The organism is Pantoea trifolii, assembly GCF_024506435.1.
GTDB lineage: Bacteria > Pseudomonadota > Gammaproteobacteria > Enterobacterales > Enterobacteriaceae > Pantoea > Pantoea trifolii.
The window spans coordinates 3,247,762-3,269,566 of sequence record NZ_JANIET010000001.1; the positions used below are offsets into that span (position 1 = coordinate 3,247,762).

A 21,805-nucleotide genomic window follows, 5' to 3' on the forward strand; every position below is an offset into this window, starting at 1 on the left:
ATGTACGTGGTATATCTGAACTATTTTCGTCCGGTAGAAGAAGTGGAAGCGTTACTCGACCCACATGTTGCGTGGCTTAACCGCTACTTTGACAGCGGCGTATTTATTGCGGCGGGACGTAAAGATCCGCGCACCGGCGGCGTGCTGCTGGTAAAGGATATTGATCGTGCGCGGCTGGACACCATTCTGGCGGAAGATCCGTTTGTGGCAGTGGCGCATTACGAAGTGACGAAAGTGAATGTGACGCGTGCGGCGGAAGAGTTTGCGGTGTTAAAAGGGATTTGATTAAAAAGGAGCGCATGAATGCGCTCCCTACGTTGTAGGGTCGGCATTTATGCCGACCTGGTCAATCAACCCTCATGCAACCCGCATTCGCGCTTCAGGCCGAAGAAGCGCGTCTCTTCTTCGGCCATGCCCGGTTCCCACTTTTTGGTGGTATGCGTATCGCCCACTGACAGATAACCTTCATCCCACAGCGGATGGTATTTCAATCCGTGTTGGGTCAGATATTGATGCACCTGACGGTTATCCCAGTCAATGATCGGCAGAATCTTGAACACGCCGCGCTGCACCGCCAGCACCGGCAAGCTGGCGCGACTGCCAGATTGATCGCGGCGCAGGCCAGCAAACCAGGTTTGCGCGCCCAGCGTTTCCAGCGCGCGGTTCATCGGTTCTACTTTGTTGATCTGGTTGTACTGCTCAATCCCTTCGACGCCCTGCTCCCACAGTTTGCCGTAACGTGCTTCCTGCCAGGCCGCTGACGTCTCAGCACGGAAGATCTGCAGGTTAAGATTGAGCTTATCGGTCAGCTCATCAATGAAGCGATAGGTTTCCGGGAACAGATAACCGGTATCGGTCAGGATCACCGGAATGTCCGGCTTCTGCTGCGTCACCATATGCAGCAAAACCGCCGCCTGAATACCAAAGCTGGATGACAGCACAAATGCGCCTGGCAGCTGTTCTAATGCCCAGCCCACACGTTGTTCAGCAGAGAGTTTCTCCAGCTGCACATTGCTTTCCGCCAGCGCCATAATGCGATCAACTTTTGATGAACCATTCAGTGCTGCGAGATCGAGTACCGTCATACTGCCTCCGAGTCCCAGAAATCACGGGCGGGATCAACCACGGCTTTAATGATGCCGGTGCGAATCACGAAGTCGCCGAAGCCTTCATCGGCCTGACGCTCGGTTGCCCAGCGCGCCACCAGTTCATCGATGCTGGCAAGGATTTCGCCTTCGTTGATGTTCTCGCGGTACATGCGTGGGATGCGCGTACCTTCGCGGTTGCCGCCAATATGTAAGTTGTAACGGCCCGGCGCTTTGCCCACCAGACCCAACTCCGCCAGCAAAGCACGGCCACAACCATTTGGGCAACCGGTAACGCGTAACACTATGTGCTCTTCGCCGACGCCGTGCTTGTGCATGATCTCTTCCACTTTGGTGACGAACGACGGCAGGAAGCGCTCAGCTTCGGCCATCGCCAGCGGACAGGTCGGAAACGCCACACACGCCATCGAGTTCTCACGCTGCGGCGTGACCGCTTCCATCAAACCGTGTTCACGGGCGATGGCTTCGATCTGCGCTTTTTGCTTCTCCGGCACGCCAGCCACAATCAGGTTCTGGTTGGCGGTCAGGCGGAAATCGCCCTGATGCACTTTCGCGATTTCAGCAATGCCGCGTTTCAGCGGACGGCCAGGATAATCCAGCAAACGGCCGTTCTCGATGAACAGCGTCAGGTGCCATTTCTCATCGATGCCTTTCACCCAGCCAATACGGTCGCCGCGCGAAGTGAACGCATACGGACGAATCGGTTCGAAGGTCAGACCGGCACGCTTTTCCACTTCCGCTTTGAAAGTCTCTACACCGACGCGTTCCAGCGTGTACTTGGTCTTGGCATTTTTACGATCGGTACGGTTACCCCAATCGCGCTGCGTGGTGACCACCGCAGCCGCCACGTCGAGGATCTTCTCAACCGGCAGGAAGCCGAATTCGCTCGCGGTGCGCGCGTAGGTCGCTTTGTTACCGTGATCAATCGACAAACCACCGCCAACCAGCAGGTTAAAGCCAATCAGCTTGCCCTTCTCGGCGATGGCGATGAAGTTCAGGTCATTGGCGTGCAGATCGACATCGTTATGCGGCGGCACCACAACCGTGGTTTTGAATTTACGCGGCAGATAGGTTTCGCCAAGAATCGGCTCTTTATCGGTGGTCGCGACCTTCTCTTTGTCCCACCAGATTTCAGCGTAAGCGCGGGTTTGCGGCAGCAGATGTTCTGACAGCTTTTTCGCCCACTCATATGCTTCCTGATGCAGCTCTGATTCCACCGGATTCGAGGTACACAGCACGTTACGGTTCACGTCGTTAGCGGTCGCCAGCGCATCCAGCCCGACTTCATGCAGCATCTGGTGCGTCGGCTTCACGTTCTTCTTCAGAATGCCGTGAAACTGGAAAGTCTGACGGTTAGTCAAACGGATGCTGCCGTAAATGGTTTTATCGGTGGCGAACTTATCAATCGCCAGCCACTGCGTTGGCGTGATGATGCCGCCCGGCAGACGGCAGCGCAGCATCATGGCGTGACGCGGTTCGAGTTTCTGCGCAGCGCGCTCGGCACGAATATCGCGGTCATCCTGCTGGTACATGCCGTGGAAACGGATCAGCAGGAAGTTGTCGCCGGTGAAGCCGCCGGTCAGACCATCGTCGAGATCGTCGAGGATGGTGCCGCGCAGGTAGTTGCTCTGTTTTTTCAGACGCTCAGCGTCGACCAGCTTGCCTTCAACGACCAGCGGTCCAGGATGTTTTTCGCTCATTAGTAAACGTCTCGCTGATAACGGCGCTCAATGCGCAGCTCACTTAAAAATTCGTCAGCCGTTTCACGATCCATGCCGCCGTGTTCGACCACCACATCCAGTAATGCCTGCTCAACGTCTTTCGCCATACGATTGGCGTCGCCGCAGACGTAAAGGTGCGCGCCTTCCTGTAACCAGCGCCACACCTCCGCACCTTTGGCGCGGATTTTATCTTGTACGTAAACTTTCTCGGCCTGATCGCGTGACCATGCCAGATCGATATGGGTCAGCAGGCCATCTTTGACGTACTTCTGCCACTCCACCTGATAGAGGAAATCATCAGTAAAGTGCGGGTTGCCGAAGAACAGCCAGTTTTTACCGCCTGCGCCATCGTTGTCACGCTGCTGCATAAAGGAACGGAACGGCGCGATGCCGGTGCCCGGACCAATCATGATCACTGGCGTTTCCGGATTAGCCGGTAAGCGGAAGTTATCGTTGTGCTCGATGAAGACGCGGATTTCGCCATCCTCTTCGATACGATCCGCTAACCAGGTTGAGGCGCCGCCCCCGCGCTGGCGACCGTCAATTTCAAAGCGCACCGCACCCACGGTGATGTGCACTTCGGTTTCGTTCTCCGCCTGTGATGAGGCGATGGAATACAGGCGCGGCGTCAGCGGGCGCAGCAGGCCAGTTAATTGTTCGGCATTCAGTTCTGTCGGTGCCTGACGCACCATATCGACAATCGGGAAGCTCTGCGCATAGCTCTGCAGCTTCGGCTTGTCACCGGCCAGCGCCAACAGCGCATCATTGCGGGACAGCCCCGCATACTGCTCAACGATTTGTGGCGTGTTGACCGTCAGCTCGAAATGCGTTTTCAGCGCTTCGGCCAGCGACAGATTTTTGCCCTGCACCTCTACCGGCTCATCACCTTTTAACCACACCAGCTGCAGCAGTTCCTGCACCAACGCGTCATCGTTTTCAAACCACACGCCCAGCGCATCGCCCGGCTGGTAGCGCAAGCCTGAATCGCCGAGGTCGATCTCGATGTGGCGTACATCTTTATCCGAATCGCGCCCGGTGATCTTCTGGTTAGCCGCAAAGCTGGCCACCAGCGGCTCTTCTTTGGTATACGGACTGCTGTCGACCAGATTAACGCTGCCCGCCGCCGTAACGGCGGCCTGCGCTGGCGATTGGCTCGGCACACGCGCTTTCAGAATCTCAGTGATCTGCTGACGCCACGCGTTCGCCTGATCTTTGTATTCAACATCGGCATCCACACGATCCAGCAGACGTTCTGCCCCCAGCTCAGCCAGACGCTCATCAAAGTCTTTACCGGCTTTGCTGAAAAACTCATAAGAGGTATCGCCAAGGCCGAACACCGCAAACGCGGTGCCTTCAAACTTCGGCGCTTTCTTCGACAGCAGGAACTTGTGCAGCGCCACAGCTTCTTCCGGTGGCTCGCCCTCGCCTTGCGTGGAGGTCACCACCACCAGCAGCTTTTCCTGAGCGATCTGCTTGAATTTGTAATCGCCGGCGTTAACCAGATTGACGCTCAGCTTGGCGGCCAGCAGGTCATCACGCAGCTGTTCAGCCAGGCGACGCGCGTTACCGGTCTGCGAGGCGGAGATCAGCGTAATGGTCGGGGTTTCTGCCTGAACCGGCGCTGGCGCGGCAACCGCACCCGGCGTCTGATTGACCATGCCCCAGAAGTAGCCGGAGAGCCAGGCCATCTGAGTGGTGTTGAAATCCGTGGTCGCCGCCTGTAAGCGCGCGAGTTGCTCCGGTGATAACGGAAGCAGTGAACCTGGTGCCTGAGTCGTCATTGCGTTAAAAATTCCAGTGTCAGAAGTCCGGATCAATATGTTGCGAAAGAATGCGTAGGTTACCGGGCTGTATATTAACGATTAAATACGCCTTCGACATATTAAATAACCAAAATGACTAAGTGGTTTTTCGGGTAAAGTTAACCAGCAAAAGTGGTAAATGAAGGCGATATGATTCAATGAGTTAATTAGACGTTTGGCGTTGAGAAGGCGCAAAATGCCCTTTTCGTTGCCAGCGGGTGCGAAAAATCTGCAATTCAGGTAGACTTCAGCGGTTTTTAAGTCTGAGAGCCATTATGTCTACCACGTTATTTAAAGAGTTCCAGTTCGAATCTGCCCACCGCTTACCTCACGTGCCGGAAGGCCACAAATGTGGGCGTTTGCACGGCCATTCGTTCCTGGTGCGATTAGAAATTACCGGCGAAGTGGATGCGCATACCGGTTGGGTAATGGATTTTGCCGAACTGAAGGCGAAGTTTAAGCCACTGTATGAACGCCTCGATCATCACTATCTGAATGACATCCCGGGTTTAGAAAACCCGACCAGCGAAGTGCTGGCGAAATGGATTTGGGATCAGATGAAGCCGATTCTGCCAGAATTGAGCGCGGTGATGATTAAAGAGACCTGCACCGCCGGCTGCGTTTACAAAGGTTAATTGTGTTTTCGGGCTGCGCCAGTGCAGCCTGACTTTCCTGCTGTACGCTTCTTTACTTACCTTTCATCCCACTGTCATCTGCCGCATCTACGTTGTTGTCTCCTTCATTAAAGATCAAGAGAATCAACAATGAATCTGGTAAAACGCCTTTCCCTGATTGCAGTTTTTGTTTCCGCCTCTGCCGCCGTTCAGGCGCAAAATATTCTCGATTTTCCGCAACCGGATAAAGTGCCGGATGAGTTCTTTGCCGTAACCGAAATTCCAGCGGGCGGCATGATCAAATATGAAACCGACGCCAAAACCGGCTTTATTTTTGCCGACCGTTTCCAGTCAATGCCGGTTGCCTATCCTGCAAACTATGGCTCGCTGACGCAGTCGCTGGCGGGAGATGGCGATCCGCTGGATGTGATTTTCTATACCCGCGCGCCGCTACAACCAGGCACACTGATCAAACTCCGTCCGATTGGCGTGCTGAAAATGATTGATGGCGGCGAAAAGGACGACAAAATCGTCGCCGTGCCAACCAGCAAAATCGACCCGACCTATGACGAAATTAAAGAGATGAGCGACCTGCCGAAGATCGAGCAAGAGCGTTTGCAGGCGTTCTTCCGCGTGTATAAGCAATTGCCGGATGGTCGGAAGAAAGTTGAGCTAAATGGTTTTGAAGATGCGGCGAAAGCCAAAACTGAAATCAAACAGGCGTTTGATGCGTACAAAGCGAAACAGTAAGTTTGCGGTCGCCATGAATGGCGACCCTACAATTTAGGCGATATTCAAATATTTGTGCGTCTGCATCGAAAGCCGCCAGTTGCGGGCGATACAGGTTTCAATACAGAGCTTGGTGGCCGCATCGCCGCGACTGATCGGTTGCAGCGCCACAATGCGCTTTTTCTCGTCGTGCAATCCCGCCAGCAATTCATCTAACGCTTCCACATCACGCTCACGCGCCACCGGATGCTTGATTTCATCTGCGCGCTGCAATGCCTGCGGCAATACGTCGTAGCCACCGCGCATGTTCACCTTGGGTGAAACTGTCACCCAGGTCGCGTCAGAACACTGCACGTCATGCGTGCCGCTGGTTTCGATCTGGCAGGCAAATCCCGCCGCTTCTAATTGTTCCGTCAAAGGGCGCAGATCAAAAATCGCCGGTTCGCCGCCGGTAATCACCACATGACGTGCGGTCCAACCCTGACGTTGAATGGTGTCGATCAGCATCGCCGCATCGGCGCTGCCCCACGCATCGCTTTCCACGGTTTTAACCAGAATATCGCCGAGCGAGGTCTCCCGATCCGCCCGCTTTTCCCAGGTATGTTTGGTATCACACCAGCTACAGCCCACCGGACATCCTTGTAAGCGGATGAACAGCGCCGGAACACCGGTGTAAAAACCTTCGCCCTGCAGCGTCTGGAACATTTCGTTAATCGGGTAGAACATTTTTCACTCACGTCTAAAATTTGAGGCGCAGATTATGGCAGATCTTGCGCGCTGAGTAACAGCTGCTTCGTGCCAAATAAAAGCAAAAGCCCCGCACAAGGCGGGGCTTTATTCAGACGATGCTGCTCGCAGGCAGCATACTCAGGCGATTACGCCTGGCCTTTAACTTCTTTCAGACCGTTGAACGGTGCTTTGCTGCCCAGCGCTTCTTCGATACGAATCAGCTGGTTGTACTTAGCAACACGGTCAGAACGGCTCATAGAACCGGTTTTGATCTGGCCAGCTGCAGTACCTACCGCCAGGTCAGCGATGGTTGCATCTTCGGTTTCACCTGAACGGTGTGAAATCACCGCAGTGTAGCCCGCATCTTTCGCCATCTTGATTGCAGCCAGAGTTTCGGTCAGTGAACCGATCTGGTTGAATTTGATCAGGATGGAGTTAGCGATGCCTTTATCGATACCTTCTTTCAGGATCTTGGTGTTGGTTACGAACAGGTCGTCACCCACCAGCTGGATCTTGTCGCCCAGCACTTTGGTCTGGTAGGCGAAACCAGTCCAGTCAGATTCGTCCAGACCATCTTCGATAGAAACGATTGGATACTGATTAGCCAGATCTTCCAGGAAGTGCGTGAACTCTTCTGAAGTGAAGGCTTTGTTGCCTTCGCCAGCCAGCACATATTTGCCGTCTTTGTAGAATTCAGATGCTGCGCAGTCCATCGCCAGGGTGATGTCTTTGCCCAGCTCGTAGCCTGCTGCTTTTACCGCTTCAGCGATAACAGCCAGCGCTTCGGCGTTAGAACCCAGGTTTGGCGCGTAGCCACCTTCGTCACCAACAGCGGTGCTCATGCCTTTCGACTTCAGCACTTTCGCCAGGTGATGGAAGACTTCAGAACCCATGCGAATGGCTTCTTTCAGGGTTGGCGCGCCAACTGGCTGAATCATGAATTCCTGGATATCGACGTTGTTGTCGGCGTGCTCACCACCGTTGATGATGTTCATCATTGGCAGTGGCATAGAGTATTTGCCTGGGGTGCCGTTCAGTTCAGCGATGTGTGCGTACAGCGGCAGGCCTTTAGAGGCAGCAGCAGCTTTAGCAGCAGCCAGTGAAACCGCCAGAATGGCGTTAGCACCGAAGTTAGATTTGTTCTCAGTACCGTCCAGCTCGATCATGATCTTATCGATGTTCGCCTGGTCTTTGGCATCTTTACCGGTTACCGCGTTAGCGATTGGACCGTTAACAGCCGCAACCGCTTTGGTTACGCCTTTGCCCAGGAAACGAGATTTGTCACCGTCACGCAGCTCCAGTGCTTCGCGAGAACCGGTTGATGCACCTGATGGCGCAGCAGCCAGACCAACGAAACCGCCTTCCAGATGCACTTCTGCTTCTACAGTTGGGTTGCCACGGGAGTCGATGATTTCGCGACCGATGACTTTTACGATTTTGGACATTCGATTTTCCTCAGTACAAGTTAGTCAATCCTAAGACAAACAACGCGCGAAAAGTTCGCGCGTTGTTCGTGAAACTTACTTCGCTAAACGCTTCTGGTGTTCCTGCGCGGCTTTCACAAAGCCAGCGAACAGCGGATGACCATCGCGTGGGGTCGACGTGAATTCCGGGTGGAACTGACAGGCAACAAACCACGGGTGGTTCGGGATCTCAATGATCTCAACCAGCTGATCGTCGCCAGAACGACCGGCAATATGCAGACCCGCCGCTTCAATCGGCTTCAGCAACATATTGTTTACTTCGTAACGATGACGGTGGCGCTCGGTAATGATTTCAGAACCGTACAACTGACGCACTTTGCTTTCCGGCGTCAACTGGCACTGCTGGCTGCCCAGACGCATGGTGCCGCCCAGATCGCTCTGCTCAGTACGCTGCTCAACGTTGCCCTCTTCGTCACGCCATTCGGTGATAAGCGCAACCACCGGATACTTACAGTCTGGCACAAATTCCGTAGAGTTCGCGCCTTCCATACCGGCAACGTTGCGGGCAAATTCCATCAGCGCAACCTGCATGCCAAGGCAAATCCCCAGGTAAGGCACGTTGTTCTCACGGGCGTATTGCGCCGTCATCATTTTGCCTTCCACACCGCGGTAGCCGAAGCCGCCGGGGATCAGAATAGCATCCAGATCTTTCAGTAATTCGACACCGCGCGTTTCAACATCCTGCGAGTCGATCAGTTTGATGTTCACGGTAACGCGATTTTTCAGGCCGCCGTGTTTCAACGCTTCAATCACTGATTTGTACGCATCCGGCAGTTCGACATATTTGCCGACCATACCGATGGTCACTTCGCCGCCCGGATTGGCTTCTTCGTAAATCACCTGTTCCCATTCGGCCAGGTTCGCTTCCGGCGCGTTCAGATTGAAACGCTTACAGATGTAATCATCCAGACCTTGCGATTTCAGCATGCCTGGAATCTTATAGATGGAATCCACATCTTTCAGGGAAATAACCGCTTTTTCTGGCACGTTACAGAACAGCGCGATTTTAGCGCGCTCGTTCGCCGGCACAGCGCGGTCAGAACGGCAGATCAGCACGTCTGGCTGAATCCCGATCGACAGCAGCTCTTTCACTGAATGCTGGGTTGGCTTGGTTTTCACTTCGCCTGCGGCCGCCATATACGGCACCAGCGTCAGGTGCATATACATGGTGTGTTCACGACCGACATCGACCGCCATCTGGCGAATCGCTTCGAGGAACGGCAGAGATTCGATATCACCCACGGTACCGCCGATCTCAACCAGAACGACGTCATGACCTTCGCCGCCTTCAATGATGCGTTCTTTGATGGCGTTGGTGATGTGCGGGATAACCTGAATCGTAGCGCCCAGATAGTCACCGCGACGCTCTTTGCGCAGCACTTCTGAGTAGATACGACCGGTAGTAAAGTTGTTGCGGCGCGACATTTTAGTGCGGATGAAGCGCTCGTAGTGACCTAAATCCAGATCGGTTTCGGCCCCATCATCGGTAACAAATACTTCACCGTGCTGCGTTGGGCTCATGGTACCCGGATCGACGTTGATGTACGGATCGAGTTTCATGATGGTCACATTCAGACCACGTGCTTCAAGGATAGCTGCGAGGGAGGCTGCGGCAATGCCTTTGCCCAGAGAGGAAACGACCCCGCCGGTCACAAAAATATAATTCGTTGTCATGCTGAACCTGAGAGTTTAGGTTTAAAGACGGTGGAATAACCAAGACGGGAAAATAGTATACTTGAAGTCGTCTTAAGCCACAATTGATGAATCACACCATCGTCCTCCACAGGTAAGCCGGTAACATAGCGGATAGCATGGTGCGAAATGTTGATGTATGTCACAAAGTCACCGCAAGGCTGAATCGAGTAAGCTCAAGCGGCGAATTTATGCGCAGTGCTGGAATAATCGCCAGAATCGCTTATTGCTTGTTCTCCAACACTTTCACCTGCTGCCAGGCCTCTTCCATTTGATCCAGGGTGGCATCGCTCATCACTAAACCTTGTGAGGAGATAATGGCTTCAACCTGACGGAAGCGGCGCTCAAACTTATCGTTGGCTTTCTGCAACGCGACTTCCGCTTTGCTGCCTAAATGGCGTGATAAATTGACGGTAGCGAACAGTAAATCACCGATCTCCTCTTCCAGCTTGTCGTTATCCACCACCGCTTGCTGCGCTTCGTGCATCACTTCGTCGATCTCTTCATGCACTTTATCCAGCACCGGACCGAGATTATTCCAGTCGAAGCCCACCGTGCTGCAACGCTTCTGAATTTTGTGCGCGCGCATCAATGCCGGCAGCGCTTTAGGGATGTCATCTAACGCAGAGTGCTGCGATTTTTCCGCGCGCTCGCTGTGTTTGATCGCTTCCCAGTTTTGCAGCACTTCTTCGCTGGTTTCGGCCTGAACATCGCCAAAAATGTGCGGATGACGGCGCTCAAGTTTGTCGCTGATGGCGTTGCAGACGTCGTCAAAATTGAAGCGCTGCTGCTCATCGGCCATCTGTGCGTAAAACACCACCTGAAACAGCAGATCGCCAAGTTCACCGCGCAGATCGGCAAAATCTTCGCGCTGAATGGCATCGATCACTTCGTAGGTTTCTTCCAGCGTATAAGGCGCGATCGAGGCGAAGGTTTGCTGACGATCCCACGGGCAGCCGCGCTCCGGGTCGCGCAAGGTTTGCATGATGGTAAGCAGGCGGTTTAAGGGCGTCATGAGAGGATCCTTTGGGAAAATTTAGGGAGAGAATGCGCCGATGTCGCATATGGCAGCGTCTCCTTCCCCCGTGAACGGGGGAAGGCCGGGATGGGGGAACAGCCAGCACTTACTAATGCAAACGGCGCGCGTCGATAATGTCCGGCACCTGATTAAGGCGTGCCAGCACGCGGCCAAGCACTTGCTGGTTATAGATCTCAATATCCATATCAATGGTCGCCAGCTGTTTTTTGGTGTCGCTACGGCTGGAGACGCCGAGCACGTTGACCTTTTCGTTAGCCAGAATGGTGGTGATATCGCGCAGCAAACCGCTACGGTCGTTGGCAGTGACGCGCACCACCAGCGAGTAACCGCTGGAGTAATCTTCGCCCCACACCGCATCAACGATGCGTTCCGGTGCGTGCGAAATCAGCTCGGTTAACTGGTCGCAGTCGGCACGGTGAATTGAGATGCCACGTCCCTGGGTGATAAAGCCCACGATATCGTCGCCAGGAATCGGCTGGCAGCAACGGGCGATGTGGTGCAGCAGATTGCCCACGCCTTCCACCACCACGCGACCGCTCTCTTTGCGCGCCGACGGCGCATGTGACTTCTGCGTCAGCAGGCGCAGCGCCTCGCGATCTTCCTCTTCGGCGCTCGGCTTGTTGAGCTTGCCTTGCAGGAAATTCACCATCTGATTGAGGCGAATATCGCCGCCGCCAATCATCGCCAGCAACTCATCCTGCGAACTGACGTTATAGCGCGGCAGCAGCAGTTTCTCCGCTTCGCGCATGCTGATATCCATCTGATTCAGCTCGTTTTCGAGGATCTGACGGCCAGCGATAATATTTTTGTCGCGATCCTGCTTACGGAACCAGGCGTGAATTTTCGAACGTCCGCGGCTGGTGGTGATATAGCCGAGGTTCGGGTTCAGCCAGTCGCGGCTTGGATTCGGCTGCTTCTGGGTGATCACCTCAATCTGATCGCCCATCTGCAACTGATAGGTAAACGGCACGATGCGCCCGCTGATTTTAGCGCCAATGCAGCGGTGACCGATATCGCTGTGAATGTGATAGGCAAAGTCGAGCGGCGTTGATCCCGCCGGCAGATCGACCACGTCACCTTTCGGGGTAAACACATACACGCGATCGTCGAATACCTGGCTGCGCACCTCTTCCAGCATCTCGCCGGAATCAGCCATCTCTTCCTGCCAGCTAATCAGCTTACGCAGCCAGGCGATGCGCCCTTCATGTCCCGCCGCGCCGCGCGCGTTGCTGGAGGTTGGACCTTCTTTGTACTTCCAGTGTGCGGCGACGCCCAGCTCGGCATCTTCATGCATCTGGCGCGTACGGATCTGGATTTCCACCGTTTTGCCCTGCGGCCCAAGCACCACGGTATGAATCGATTGATAGCCGTTGGGCTTGGGATTGGCAACGTAGTCGTCAAACTCACTCGGCAGATGGCGAAACAGCGTATGCACCGTACCGAGTGCGCCGTAGCAATCTTGCAAGCGTTCCGCCACGATGCGCACCGCACGCACGTCAAACAGCTCATCGAACGCTAACGACTTCTTCTGCATCTTGCGCCAGATGCTGTAGATGTGTTTTGGACGACCATAAACTTCGGCACGCACGCCCTCTTTCTGCATCTCGGCGCGCAGGTTGGCGACGAAGCTTTCGATGTAGCCTTCGCGATCGATACGGCGTTCGTGCAGCAGCTTAGCAATACGTTTGTATTCATCGGGATGCAGATAGCGGAAGCAGTAATCTTCCAGCTCCCATTTGAGCTGGCCGATACCCAGGCGGTTGGCCAGCGGCGCGTAGATATTGGTGCTCTCTTTCGCCGCAAGCACGCGCTCATCTTCTGGCGCGTCTTTCATTTCACGCAGATGGGCGATACGTTCCGCCAGCTTGATGACCACGCAGCGGAAATCTTCCACCATCGCCAGCAGCATGCGGCGCACGTTATCCACCTGCTCGGAGGCCATCGAATCGTTGTGAATCGCTTTCAGCTGACGAATAGCATCCATGTCGCGCACGCCGTGCACCAACATCACAATCTCTTTGCCAAAGGCTTTTTCGAGATCCTCTTCGCTCACCACATCGGCGTTAGCGAGCGGGAACAGCAGCGCCGCGCGTAGGCTGTCGATATCCATGCTGAGCATGGTGAGAATTTCCACCATCTCAATACCGCGCCACAGCAGCAGAGCTTGATCAGGATGGTTGTGCGTTTCGGCTTCACAGTAGCGCCACGCATCCGCCAGTCGTTGACAGGATTGCGGGTTGTTAATACTTAAACTGGCGATCCACTGGTCGAGGGCAAATTCGCCCGCCGTATTTAAATGCGCACTTCTAACCGCAACCATATCCTCTCCTGCCACAGCGATGTGGACATCGCTTATGCTTTGCTAAACAGCACCATGGATTCGAGATGACTGGTATGTGGGAACATATCCAGCATCGCGACCCTTTCCAAATGGTAGCCCGCTGACAGCAATGTCTGACTGTCACGCGCCAGCGTTGTAGGGTTACAGGAAACATAGACCACACGTTCTGGCGCAAGTTTAACCACATGCGTCATCACGCCCGCGGCCCCAGCACGCGCTGGATCCAGTAACACCTTGTTAAATCCCTGCGTCGCCCACGGCTGACGCGATACATCTTCCTCCAGGTTATGCTGGAAGAAGCGAACATTCTCAAGATTATTCTGGACTGCATTATACGCTGCCTGCTGCACTAATGCTGCAACGCCCTCCACACCTACAGCATTTTGTACGAACTTTCCGAGAGGCAAAGTAAAGTTTCCCATGCCACAGAACAAATCCAGCACACGATCTTCTGGCTGCAAATCCAGCCATTCGATGGCTTTGGCCACCATCTGCTGATTCACGCCATCATTGACCTGAATAAAATTCTGCGGGCTAAAGGTTAGCGGCAAATTCAACGAGTGATAAAAAGGTTCACGCGCATTCAGCGCCTGCAAACTTTCACTGCCATCAGCCAGATAGAGCGACAGTTGCTGCTCATGCGAAAAACGTTCCAGTTTTGCGCGATCCCCTGCAGAGAGTGCATCAAGATGGCGCAGCACCATCAGCGGGCCATTGTCCGCCAGCACCAACTCAACGTGGCCCAAGCGTTTGACCGCTTGTAAATCACTGAGACACTGGTGCAACGGTTGCAGTAACGCTTCAAGTTCGTGCACCAAAACCGGGCATTGCTTCAGCTCAACCAGATCGTTGCTGGCGGCCTGGCGGAAACCCATTTGCAGGCGCTGCTGTTTTGGCTGCCACTGCAAGCCTAAACGCGCACGACGACGATAGCCCCACGCGTTGCCGCTGATGATCTCATCGACCTTTACTGGCAGCGGCGCTTCGCGGCTTAACATGCGGCTCAAGGCGCGCGCTTTGCTCTCCTGCTGCAAAGCCACCGACGCATGCTGCTGCTGGCAGCCGCCGCATACGCCGAAATGGACGCAGCGCGGTTTTTCCCGCTGTGGGCTGGGATTGATGATCTTGTTGGCTTTGGCGCGCGCGTATTTGCTTTTATCCTCGAACACCGTCACTTCCGCCTGTTCACCAGGCAGCGCGCCGCTGACAAACATCGCCTTGCCTTTATGGCGCGCAACACCTTGTCCGAAAGGATCGAGGTCTTCGATGGTGACGGATATGCGCGCCTTAGTCGTCACACGCTGTTTTGCAGAGTAAAATTGCGCCATAGTATTGTGAAATCTCTACTTTAATTGGGTGTGCAGCCGTTCAATGCGCTCGCACAGGGAAAAAATGCCAGGAATCGCCAGGCCACAATTATGACCAAATACAGCCTGCGGGCGCGAATGATGATTTTGATACTGGCACCAACGCTGATGATTGGCCTGCTGCTCAGTACCTTCTTTGTGGTGCACCGCTACAACGAATTACAGCATCAGGTGCACGACGCGGGGGCGAACATCATCGAACCGCTGGCGGTCTCCAGTGAATACGGCATGACGTGGCACAACCGCGATGCGATTCGCGAATTAGTCAGCCTGCTGCATCGCCGCCACTCCAATATTGTCCGTGCCATCACCATTTTCGACAACAACAATCACGTCTACGTCACCTCGAATAACAACCAAAACCTCTCGTTATTACAAAAAGAGGACATCTCCACGCTGGAAGATGGCGTCTCGGTGGAGCGGCAAGGCAATGTGATGATTTTGCGCACGCCAATCATCTCTGAACGCTATTCGGTGGATGAATTGCCGGGCGAAGATGCCAAACCCGCCGGGAATCCGCTGGGTTATGTGGCAATTGAGCTGGATCTGCAATCGGTGCGGCTGGAACAGTACAAAGAGGTGTTTGTCGCCACGCTGCTGCTGCTGTTCTGCCTGTGCATCGCCATGCTGTTTGCCTATCGCCTGATGCGCGACGTCACCGGCCCGATTCGCAACATGGTCACCACCGTGGACCGCATTCGCCGCGGCCAGCTGGACAGTCGCGTGGATGGCTACATGCTGGGCGAGCTGAGCATTCTGAAAAACGGCATCAACGCCATGGCGATGTCGCTCACCGCCTATCACGAAGAGATGCAGCAGAACATTGATCAGGCGACTTACGATCTGCGTGAAACGCTGGAGCAGCTGGAGATTCAGAACGTGGAGCTGGATCTGGCGAAGAAGCGCGCGCAGGAAGCGGCGCGTATCAAATCGGAGTTCCTCGCCAACATGTCGCACGAGCTGCGTACGCCGCTGAATGGCGTGATTGGCTTTACCCGCCAGATGCTGAAAACCGGGCTGAGCACCAACCAGCGCGACTACATGAGCACCATCGAGCGTTCGGCGAATAACCTGCTGAGCATCATTAACGACGTGCTCGATTTCTCGAAACTGGAAGCGGGCAAGCTGGTGCTGGAGTCCATTCCGTTCCCGCTGCGCGCCACGCTGGATGAAACGCTGGTGCTGCTGGCGCCGTCAGCCCACGACAAAGGGCTGGAAATTACCGTGTGCCTGGAAAAACAGGTGCCGGACAACGTGATTGGCGATCCGCTGCGCCTGCAGCAGATCATGATCAACCTGATCGGCAACGCGATTAAATTCACCGAGCACGGACATATCGATCTGCGCGTTGAGCTGCGCAGCATCAGCAACACGCGCGTCGAGCTGGAGATTCAGGTGCATGACACCGGCATCGGTATCTCCGAACAGCAGCAGTCGCAGCTGTTCCAGGCGTTTCGCCAGGCCGATGCCAGTATTTCACGTCGTCATGGCGGCACCGGTTTAGGGTTGGTGATCACACAGAAATTGGTGAGCGAGATGGGCGGCGAAATTGCCTTCCACAGCCGTCCGAATCAGGGTTCCACCTTCTGGGTGCATATTCATCTTGATCTCAATCCGAACGCACCGGCCATTCCGCGCATGCTGGATGATTTGCGCGCCACGCCGCTGGCCTATATCGAACCCCACCCGGCGGTGGCGAAAGCGGTGCAGGAGATGCTGAGCATCACGCCGTTGCAGGTGCAGCACTTCTCCAGTCTGGAAGAGATGCCCGATACGCACTTCCCGCTGCTGCTGATGGGCTTGCCGGTCACCGAACCGCATCCTGCGACGCTATCGGATGCGTTGATTACGCGTCTGCATGCGCGTGCCGATTCGGTGCTGCTGGCGCTGCCGAGTGAAATGATGCTGTTTGCCGACGACTTGCGCGCGCGCGGCATTGCCGGTTGTATCGCCAAGCCGGTTTCGTTAACACGCTTGCTGCCAATGCTGCTCGACTTACATGACTGGCAAAGCGATGCGCTGCCGCGTGGCGCACGTCAGCCGCTGACGGTGATGGCGGTGGATGACAATCCCGCTAACCTGAAACTGATTGGTGCCCTGCTGGAGGAGCAGGTGCAGCACATCATTCTGTGTGATAACGCCGAGCAGGCGATTCGCCAGGCGCGCCTGCACAAGCTGGACGTGATTCTGATGGACATTCAGATGCCAGATATCGATGGCATCCGCGCCAGCGAAATCATCCGCAGCCTGCCGCTGCACGCCACCACACCGATTGTCGCCGTTACTGCGCATGCGCTGGATGGTGAACGTGCGCAGCTCATCAATGCTGGCATGAATGACTATCTGGCGAAGCCGATTGACGAGGACAAACTGAGCCAGCTGCTGCAACGCTACGCGCCGAACCGAATCGCGCCGCAACCACAACCGCCTGAAGTGGCGCCGTCCCTGGATTGGACGTTAGCGCTGCGTCAGGCCGCCAATAAACCTGATTTAGCCCGCGATCTGCTGCAAATGCTGCTCGATTTCCTGCCAGAAGTGGAAGAGCACGTTGAGAGTGCGATGGCGAGTAACGATGTGGTGGGCTTGCGCGAGATTATTCACAAGCTGCACGGCAGCGCCAGCTACAGCGGCGTGCCGCGCCTGAAGCAACTGTGTCAGCAGCTGGAGAAGAGTTTGCATCAGGAGAGCGATATCGACGCGCTTGAGCCGGAGCTGCTGGAGTTGAGCGATGAGATGGCGAACGTGGCGCGAGAGGCGAGAAAATTGTTGGCGTTGGGCTAGTGCGGTGCGGTTTTCCCCTCACCCCAGCCCTCTCCCGCAAGCGGGCGAGGGAGCAAAATGTGCACCGAACAATTCCCTCTCCCTCTGGGAGAGGGTGAGGGTGAGGGAAAACTATCTCCCTCTACCCACCTTAATCACCGCCGCCACATTGCGCGCCGTCAAACGCACGTTCTGCGCCGCATTGGCCAGCGCGTCTTCCAGCGAACAAATGCTAAACAGCACGCTAAATACCGCATCCAGCCCATGTTGATGCACCACGCCGACATCCGCCGTCAAACTCCCGGCAATGCCAATCACCGGCTTATTAAACTGCTTCGCGACTTTTGCCACACCAATCGGCACCTTGCCGTTGATGCTCTGGCTATCAATGCGTCCTTCGCCGGTAATCACCAGATCGGCATCTTTCACCTGCTCGGCCAGGCCCAGGGCTTCGGTGACAATCTCGATACCGCTGCGCAACTCGGCCTGGCAAAACGCATGCAGCGCCGCGCCCATGCCACCGGCCGCGCCGCCGCCATCAATGTGTAAAACATCAATATCCAGATCGCGATGAATCAAGGTGGCGTAATGTTCCAGCGCTTTGTCCAGCTGCTGCACCAGCTCCGGCGTTGCGCCTTTTTGCGGACCAAAAATCGCCGATGCGCCCTTTTCACCGGTAAGCGGATTACTGACATCGCAGGCCACTTCAAAGCGGCACTCTTTAATACGCGCATCCAGCTGTCCGATATCAATGTGTGCCAGCTGCGGCAATGCACCACCGCCATAGGCAATTTCCTTGCCGTGCTCATCCAGCAGCTGCGCGCCCAGCGCCTGCATCATGCCGGAACCGCCATCGTTGGTGGCGCTGCCGCCAATGCCGATGATGATGTGATCGACACCGCGATCGAGCGCATCTTTGATCAGCTCGCCGGTGCCAAACGAGGTGGTAATCAGCGGATCGCGCTGTGCGGCGGGCACTAACTCCAGCCCACTGGCCGCCGCCATTTCGATAAACGCGGTACGCTCATCGCCTGACAAACCGTAGAACGCTTCCACTGGCTTGCCGAGCGGTCCAGTAACCGTCAGCCGGACAATGTTTCCCTGCGTTGCCGCCACCATCGCTTCAACCGTGCCTTCGCCACCGTCGGCAACCGGTATTTTCACGTAGTCAGCTTCAGGAAAGATCTCGCGGAATCCCGCTTCAATCGCCGAAGCCACTTCCAGGGCGGATAAACTCTCTTTATATGAATCCGGTGCGATGACAATTTTCATAGGCAATCCAGCGCGGTTGATGACGGACATCCGTCCTGCGAAGGCAGCGAGCCGCCCGGCATCCGCAGACGCCGGACGATTGCACTACCGAGTGATCTCAACTTTCGCTAATTTTTCATAATAGCAGGCCAGCGCGCTATGGTCGGAAGTGCCCTGTCCGTCCACCTTGAGCGCCTGCATCATCTCCATGACCGCAGCGGTGAGCGGCAGATGCGCGCCAATCTCGTGTGAGGTATCCAGCGCATTGGCCAGATCTTTGATGTGCAGATCGATACGGAAGCCCGGTTTAAAGTTACGATCCAGCACCATCGGCGCTTTGGCATCCAGTACGGTGCTGCCCGCCAGGCCACCACGAATCGCCTGATAAACCAGCTCAGGATTAACGCCCGCTTTGGTCGCCAGCGACAGCGCTTCTGACATCGCCGCGATGTTGAGCGCCACGATCACCTGATTCGCCAGCTTGGTAACGTTACCCGCACCAATGTCGCCGGTGTGGACCACCGAACCCGCCATCGCTTTCATGATGTCGTAGCACTGATCGAACACCGCTTTATCACCGCCGACCATCACCGACAGCGTGCCTTCAATCGCTTTCGGCTCGCCGCCGCTCACCGGCGCATCGAGCATTTTGATGCCTTTCGCCGCCAGCGCATCATGCACTTCGCGGCTGGCCAATGGCGCAATGGAACTCATGTCGATCACGATCAGACCCGGCTTCGCGCCTTCAATGATGCCGTTAGCGCCGAGGCACACCTCTTTAACCTGCGGCGAGTTCGGCACCATGGTGATCAGCACATCCACCTGTTCAGCCACCTCTTTTGGCGTCTTCGCCACGGTGGCGCCCAGCTCCACCAGCTCGGCTTCGTTGCCGACATTATGGTCGCGCACCACCAGCGAATAACCGGCTTTCACCAGGTTTTTACTCATCGGTTTGCCCATGATGCCGAGGCCGATAAATCCAATTTTCATTGCCTTTCCTCTCAGTCAGTTATTTTTTAAATTTGTCACACAGCGCCTGCGTGGCGTGACGGAACACGCCCAGATCGCTGCCAACCGCCACAAAGCTGGCGCCCCACTCCAGATAACGGCGCGCATCGACTTCCACCGGCGCCAGAATGCCGCTCGGTTTCCCCGCCGCTTTGGCGCGTTCGAAAACGTGTTTAATCACTTTCAATACTTCGGGATGCGCAGGCTGGCCGAGATAGCCGAGCGCTGCCGAAAGATCGCCCGGCCCCACGAAGATGCCATCGACACCATCGACTGCGGCGATAGTATCGATGTTGTCCACCGCCTGTTGCGTTTCGATCTGCACCAGCACCGTGATGTTGTCGTTGATGGTGCTGTTGTAGTCCGGCAGCGTGCCGTACATGTTGCTGCGGTGCGAAACCGAGACACCACGGATGCCAGCCGGTGGATAGCGAGTTGATGCCACCGCGCGAATCGCCTCTTCCTCGGTTTCCACGAACGGCACGAGGAAGTTGTAGAAGCCGATGTCCAGCAAGCGCTTGATGATGATCGGTTCGTTGCACGGCGGACGCACCACCGGCGCGCTGTGGCTGCCCTTCAGCGCCATCAGCTGCGGCACAAAGGTGGTGATGTCGTTTGGCGCGTGTTCGCCATCCAGTACCAGCCAGTCAAAGCCCGCCAGGCCCAGCACTTCGGTGGTTAATGGATTAGCCAGCGCGCACCAGCTGCCAATCAGGGTTTCTCCTGCCAGCAAACGGCGACGAAAAGGGTTCGGCCAGGCATTGCTCATTGTCTTCACTCCTGTCGGTTACAGCAGGCTCCCGCGCGGGGAGCCGGAAAAGTTAGCGCACCAGGCACGGACGCTTGTTATCAAAGGTCCAGTTCGGTACGAGAAACTGCATGGCTTGCGCATCATCGCGCGCGCCCAAACCGTGTTTCTGATACAGCGCGTTGGCCTGCATCACCTGATCCATATCCAGCTCGACGCCGAGGCCCGGTTTTTGCGGCACCTGCACCATGCCGCCTTTAATCTGGAACGGCTCTTTGGTCAGGCGCTGATTGCCTTCCTGCCAAATCCAGTGGGTATCGATGGCGGTAATCGCGCCCGGTGCGGCAGCGGCAACGTGGGTGAACATCGCCAGTGAGATGTCGAAGTGGTTGTTGGAGTGCGAGCCCCACGTCAGGCCGAAGTCGTGGCACATCTGCGCCACGCGCACCGAACCCTGCATCGTCCAGAAGTGCGGATCGGCCAGCGGGATATCGACCGATTGCAATGACAGCGTGTGGCCCATTTGACGCCAGTCGGTAGCGATCATGTTGGTGGCGGTCGGCATGCCGGTGGCGCGGCGGAACTCCGCCATCACTTCACGACCGGAATAGCCTTGCTCGGCACCGCACGGATCTTCCGCATAGGCCAGCACGCCTTTCAGCTGCTTACCGAGCAGAATCGCCTCGTTCAGCGACCATGCGCCGTTAGGATCGAGCGTCACGCGCGCCTGCGGGAAGCGCTTCGCCAGTGCCGTTACCGCTTCGGCCTCTTCGCCGCCGCGCAGCACGCCGCCTTTCAGTTTGAAATCGTTGAAACCATATTTTTCATACGCCGCTTCCGCCAGGCGCACCACCGTATCCGGCGTCAGCGCTTCTTCGTGGCGCAGGCGATACCAATCGCATTTGTCGTTTTCCTGGCTTTGATACGGCAGCGAGGTTTTCTTGCGGTCACCGACATAGAACAGGTAGCCGAGCATTTCCACGCGGTCACGCTGCTGACCATCGCCGAGCAGCGAGGCGACATTCACGCCCAGGTGCTGCCCCAGCAGATCGAGCAGCGCCGCTTCGATGCCGGTCACCACGTGAATAGTGGTACGCAAATCAAAGGTTTGGTTGCCGCGCCCGCTGGCATCGCGGTCGGCAAAGGTGCTGCGCACCAGATTGAGGATATTTTTGTATTCACCAACGGTTTTCTGCACCACCAGCGCCGCCGCATCCTCCAGCGTCTGACGAATCTTTTCGCCACCCGGAATCTCACCCACACCGGTATGTCCGGCATTGTCTTTAATGATGACGATATTGCGGGTGAAAAACGGCGAATGCGCGCCGCTCAGGTTGAGCAACATGCTGTCGTAACCGGCCACCGGAATGACCTGCAGCGATGTAATTTTCGGTGTCTGACTCATTTACTGCTC

General features: G+C 55.8%; 17 protein-coding genes. 4 read left to right on the top strand and 13 right to left on the bottom strand.

The window, feature by feature from the left end:
* Positions 1-285: a YciI family protein gene (locus NQH49_RS15105; RefSeq protein ID WP_008104557.1), complete on the top strand. Its 285-nt coding sequence runs from the start codon at positions 1-3 to the stop codon at positions 283-285.
* A gap of 65 nt (positions 286-350) precedes the next feature.
* Here the strand turns inward: NQH49_RS15105 and NQH49_RS15110 are convergent, their stop codons facing one another.
* Genes NQH49_RS15110 through cysJ form a run of 3 tightly spaced genes read right to left on the bottom strand, consistent with a single transcriptional unit; the run spans position 351 to position 4,608 of the window.
* Positions 351-1,085, bottom strand: coding sequence for a phosphoadenylyl-sulfate reductase (locus tag NQH49_RS15110; protein WP_101762598.1), 735 nt, complete (start codon positions 1,083-1,085; stop codon positions 351-353).
* On the bottom strand, positions 1,082-2,806 hold the full coding sequence (gene cysI / locus NQH49_RS15115; RefSeq protein WP_256697221.1) for an assimilatory sulfite reductase (NADPH) hemoprotein subunit: 1,725 nt from the start codon (positions 2,804-2,806) through the stop codon (positions 1,082-1,084). Before cysI ends, NQH49_RS15110 begins: the two co-directional genes overlap by 4 nt.
* Complete coding sequence (gene cysJ, locus NQH49_RS15120; RefSeq protein WP_256697223.1) at positions 2,806-4,608, bottom strand: NADPH-dependent assimilatory sulfite reductase flavoprotein subunit; 1,803 nt, start codon at positions 4,606-4,608, stop codon at positions 2,806-2,808. The genes cysI and cysJ overlap by 1 nt, the downstream gene beginning before the upstream one ends.
* 293 nt (positions 4,609-4,901) lie before the next feature.
* Here cysJ and queD point away from each other — a divergent pair, with 293 nt between their 5' ends.
* Together queD and NQH49_RS15130 are read left to right on the top strand one after the other, a co-directional pair.
* Complete coding sequence (gene queD / locus NQH49_RS15125; RefSeq protein ID WP_256698444.1) at positions 4,902-5,264, top strand: 6-carboxytetrahydropterin synthase QueD; 363 nt, start codon at positions 4,902-4,904, stop codon at positions 5,262-5,264.
* A 129-nt stretch (positions 5,265-5,393) separates the two neighbouring features.
* Complete coding sequence (locus NQH49_RS15130; RefSeq protein ID WP_256697225.1) at positions 5,394-5,993, top strand: inorganic diphosphatase; 600 nt, start codon at positions 5,394-5,396, stop codon at positions 5,991-5,993.
* A gap of 33 nt (positions 5,994-6,026) precedes the next feature.
* On the opposite strand, the gene queE is transcribed toward NQH49_RS15130, so the two are convergent.
* The 6 genes from queE to rlmD form a co-directional block, all read right to left on the bottom strand.
* Positions 6,027-6,698 (bottom strand): 7-carboxy-7-deazaguanine synthase QueE, encoded by a 672-nt coding sequence (gene queE, locus NQH49_RS15135; RefSeq protein ID WP_256697226.1) that lies wholly within the window; start codon positions 6,696-6,698, stop codon positions 6,027-6,029.
* A gap of 149 nt (positions 6,699-6,847) precedes the next feature.
* Complete coding sequence (gene eno / locus NQH49_RS15140; protein ID WP_256697228.1) at positions 6,848-8,146, bottom strand: phosphopyruvate hydratase; 1,299 nt, start codon at positions 8,144-8,146, stop codon at positions 6,848-6,850.
* 75 nt (positions 8,147-8,221) lie between these two features.
* Positions 8,222-9,859: a glutamine hydrolyzing CTP synthase gene (gene pyrG, locus NQH49_RS15145; RefSeq protein WP_007891723.1), complete on the bottom strand. Its 1,638-nt coding sequence runs from the start codon at positions 9,857-9,859 to the stop codon at positions 8,222-8,224.
* Between the two features lie 241 nt (positions 9,860-10,100).
* Positions 10,101-10,892, bottom strand: coding sequence for a nucleoside triphosphate pyrophosphohydrolase (mazG, locus tag NQH49_RS15150; RefSeq protein WP_256697229.1), 792 nt, complete (start codon positions 10,890-10,892; stop codon positions 10,101-10,103).
* 112 nt (positions 10,893-11,004) lie between these two features.
* Positions 11,005-13,236 carry a GTP diphosphokinase gene (gene relA, locus NQH49_RS15155; protein ID WP_256697230.1) on the bottom strand — a complete coding sequence of 744 codons (2,232 nt, stop codon included), beginning with the start codon at positions 13,234-13,236 and terminating at the stop codon, positions 11,005-11,007.
* Between the two features lie 32 nt (positions 13,237-13,268).
* Positions 13,269-14,585 carry a 23S rRNA (uracil(1939)-C(5))-methyltransferase RlmD gene (rlmD, locus tag NQH49_RS15160; RefSeq protein WP_256697231.1) on the bottom strand — a complete coding sequence of 439 codons (1,317 nt, stop codon included), beginning with the start codon at positions 14,583-14,585 and terminating at the stop codon, positions 13,269-13,271.
* A 90-nt stretch (positions 14,586-14,675) separates the two neighbouring features.
* On the opposite strand from rlmD, the gene barA reads away from it, so the two are divergent.
* Positions 14,676-17,405 (top strand): two-component sensor histidine kinase BarA, encoded by a 2,730-nt coding sequence (gene barA, locus NQH49_RS15165; RefSeq protein WP_256697232.1) that lies wholly within the window; start codon positions 14,676-14,678, stop codon positions 17,403-17,405.
* A 111-nt stretch (positions 17,406-17,516) separates the two neighbouring features.
* On the opposite strand, the gene NQH49_RS15170 is transcribed toward barA, so the two are convergent.
* From NQH49_RS15170 to gudD, 4 genes are all read right to left on the bottom strand, one after another.
* Positions 17,517-18,656 carry a glycerate kinase gene (locus NQH49_RS15170; RefSeq protein WP_256697233.1) on the bottom strand — a complete coding sequence of 380 codons (1,140 nt, stop codon included), beginning with the start codon at positions 18,654-18,656 and terminating at the stop codon, positions 17,517-17,519.
* Between the two features lie 84 nt (positions 18,657-18,740).
* Positions 18,741-19,625 carry a 2-hydroxy-3-oxopropionate reductase gene (gene garR, locus NQH49_RS15175; RefSeq protein ID WP_008101398.1) on the bottom strand — a complete coding sequence of 295 codons (885 nt, stop codon included), beginning with the start codon at positions 19,623-19,625 and terminating at the stop codon, positions 18,741-18,743.
* A 19-nt stretch (positions 19,626-19,644) separates the two neighbouring features.
* Positions 19,645-20,412, bottom strand: coding sequence for a 2-dehydro-3-deoxyglucarate aldolase (gene garL, locus NQH49_RS15180; protein ID WP_256697234.1), 768 nt, complete (start codon positions 20,410-20,412; stop codon positions 19,645-19,647).
* A gap of 52 nt (positions 20,413-20,464) precedes the next feature.
* Complete coding sequence (gene gudD / locus NQH49_RS15185) at positions 20,465-21,796, bottom strand: glucarate dehydratase (RefSeq protein WP_256697235.1); 1,332 nt, start codon at positions 21,794-21,796, stop codon at positions 20,465-20,467.
* Positions 21,797-21,805: the final 9 nt, after the last annotated feature.

Excerpts from the sequence above, each read along its gene's own strand:
- NQH49_RS15105 (WP_008104557.1), top strand. The coding sequence starts at position 1 with ATGTACGTGGTATATCTGAACTATTTTCGTCCGGTAGAAGAAGTGGAA.
- rlmD (WP_256697231.1), bottom strand. The coding sequence starts at position 14,585 with ATGGCGCAATTTTACTCTGCAAAACAGCGTGTGACGACTAAGGCGCGC.
- garL (WP_256697234.1), bottom strand. The coding sequence starts at position 20,412 with ATGAGCAATGCCTGGCCGAACCCTTTTCGTCGCCGTTTGCTGGCAGGA.
- garR (WP_008101398.1), bottom strand. The coding sequence starts at position 19,625 with ATGAAAATTGGATTTATCGGCCTCGGCATCATGGGCAAACCGATGAGT.
- mazG (WP_256697229.1), bottom strand. The coding sequence starts at position 10,892 with ATGACGCCCTTAAACCGCCTGCTTACCATCATGCAAACCTTGCGCGAC.
- relA (WP_256697230.1), bottom strand. The coding sequence starts at position 13,236 with ATGGTTGCGGTTAGAAGTGCGCATTTAAATACGGCGGGCGAATTTGCC.
- gudD (WP_256697235.1), bottom strand. The coding sequence starts at position 21,796 with ATGAGTCAGACACCGAAAATTACATCGCTGCAGGTCATTCCGGTGGCC.
- barA (WP_256697232.1), top strand. The coding sequence starts at position 14,676 with ATGACCAAATACAGCCTGCGGGCGCGAATGATGATTTTGATACTGGCA.
- pyrG (WP_007891723.1), bottom strand. The coding sequence starts at position 9,859 with ATGACAACGAATTATATTTTTGTGACCGGCGGGGTCGTTTCCTCTCTG.
- cysJ (WP_256697223.1), bottom strand. The coding sequence starts at position 4,608 with ATGACGACTCAGGCACCAGGTTCACTGCTTCCGTTATCACCGGAGCAA.
- cysI (WP_256697221.1), bottom strand. The coding sequence starts at position 2,806 with ATGAGCGAAAAACATCCTGGACCGCTGGTCGTTGAAGGCAAGCTGGTC.
- queE (WP_256697226.1), bottom strand. The coding sequence starts at position 6,698 with ATGTTCTACCCGATTAACGAAATGTTCCAGACGCTGCAGGGCGAAGGT.
- eno (WP_256697228.1), bottom strand. The coding sequence starts at position 8,146 with ATGTCCAAAATCGTAAAAGTCATCGGTCGCGAAATCATCGACTCCCGT.
- NQH49_RS15130 (WP_256697225.1), top strand. The coding sequence starts at position 5,394 with ATGAATCTGGTAAAACGCCTTTCCCTGATTGCAGTTTTTGTTTCCGCC.
- NQH49_RS15170 (WP_256697233.1), bottom strand. The coding sequence starts at position 18,656 with ATGAAAATTGTCATCGCACCGGATTCATATAAAGAGAGTTTATCCGCC.
- NQH49_RS15110 (WP_101762598.1), bottom strand. The coding sequence starts at position 1,085 with ATGACGGTACTCGATCTCGCAGCACTGAATGGTTCATCAAAAGTTGAT.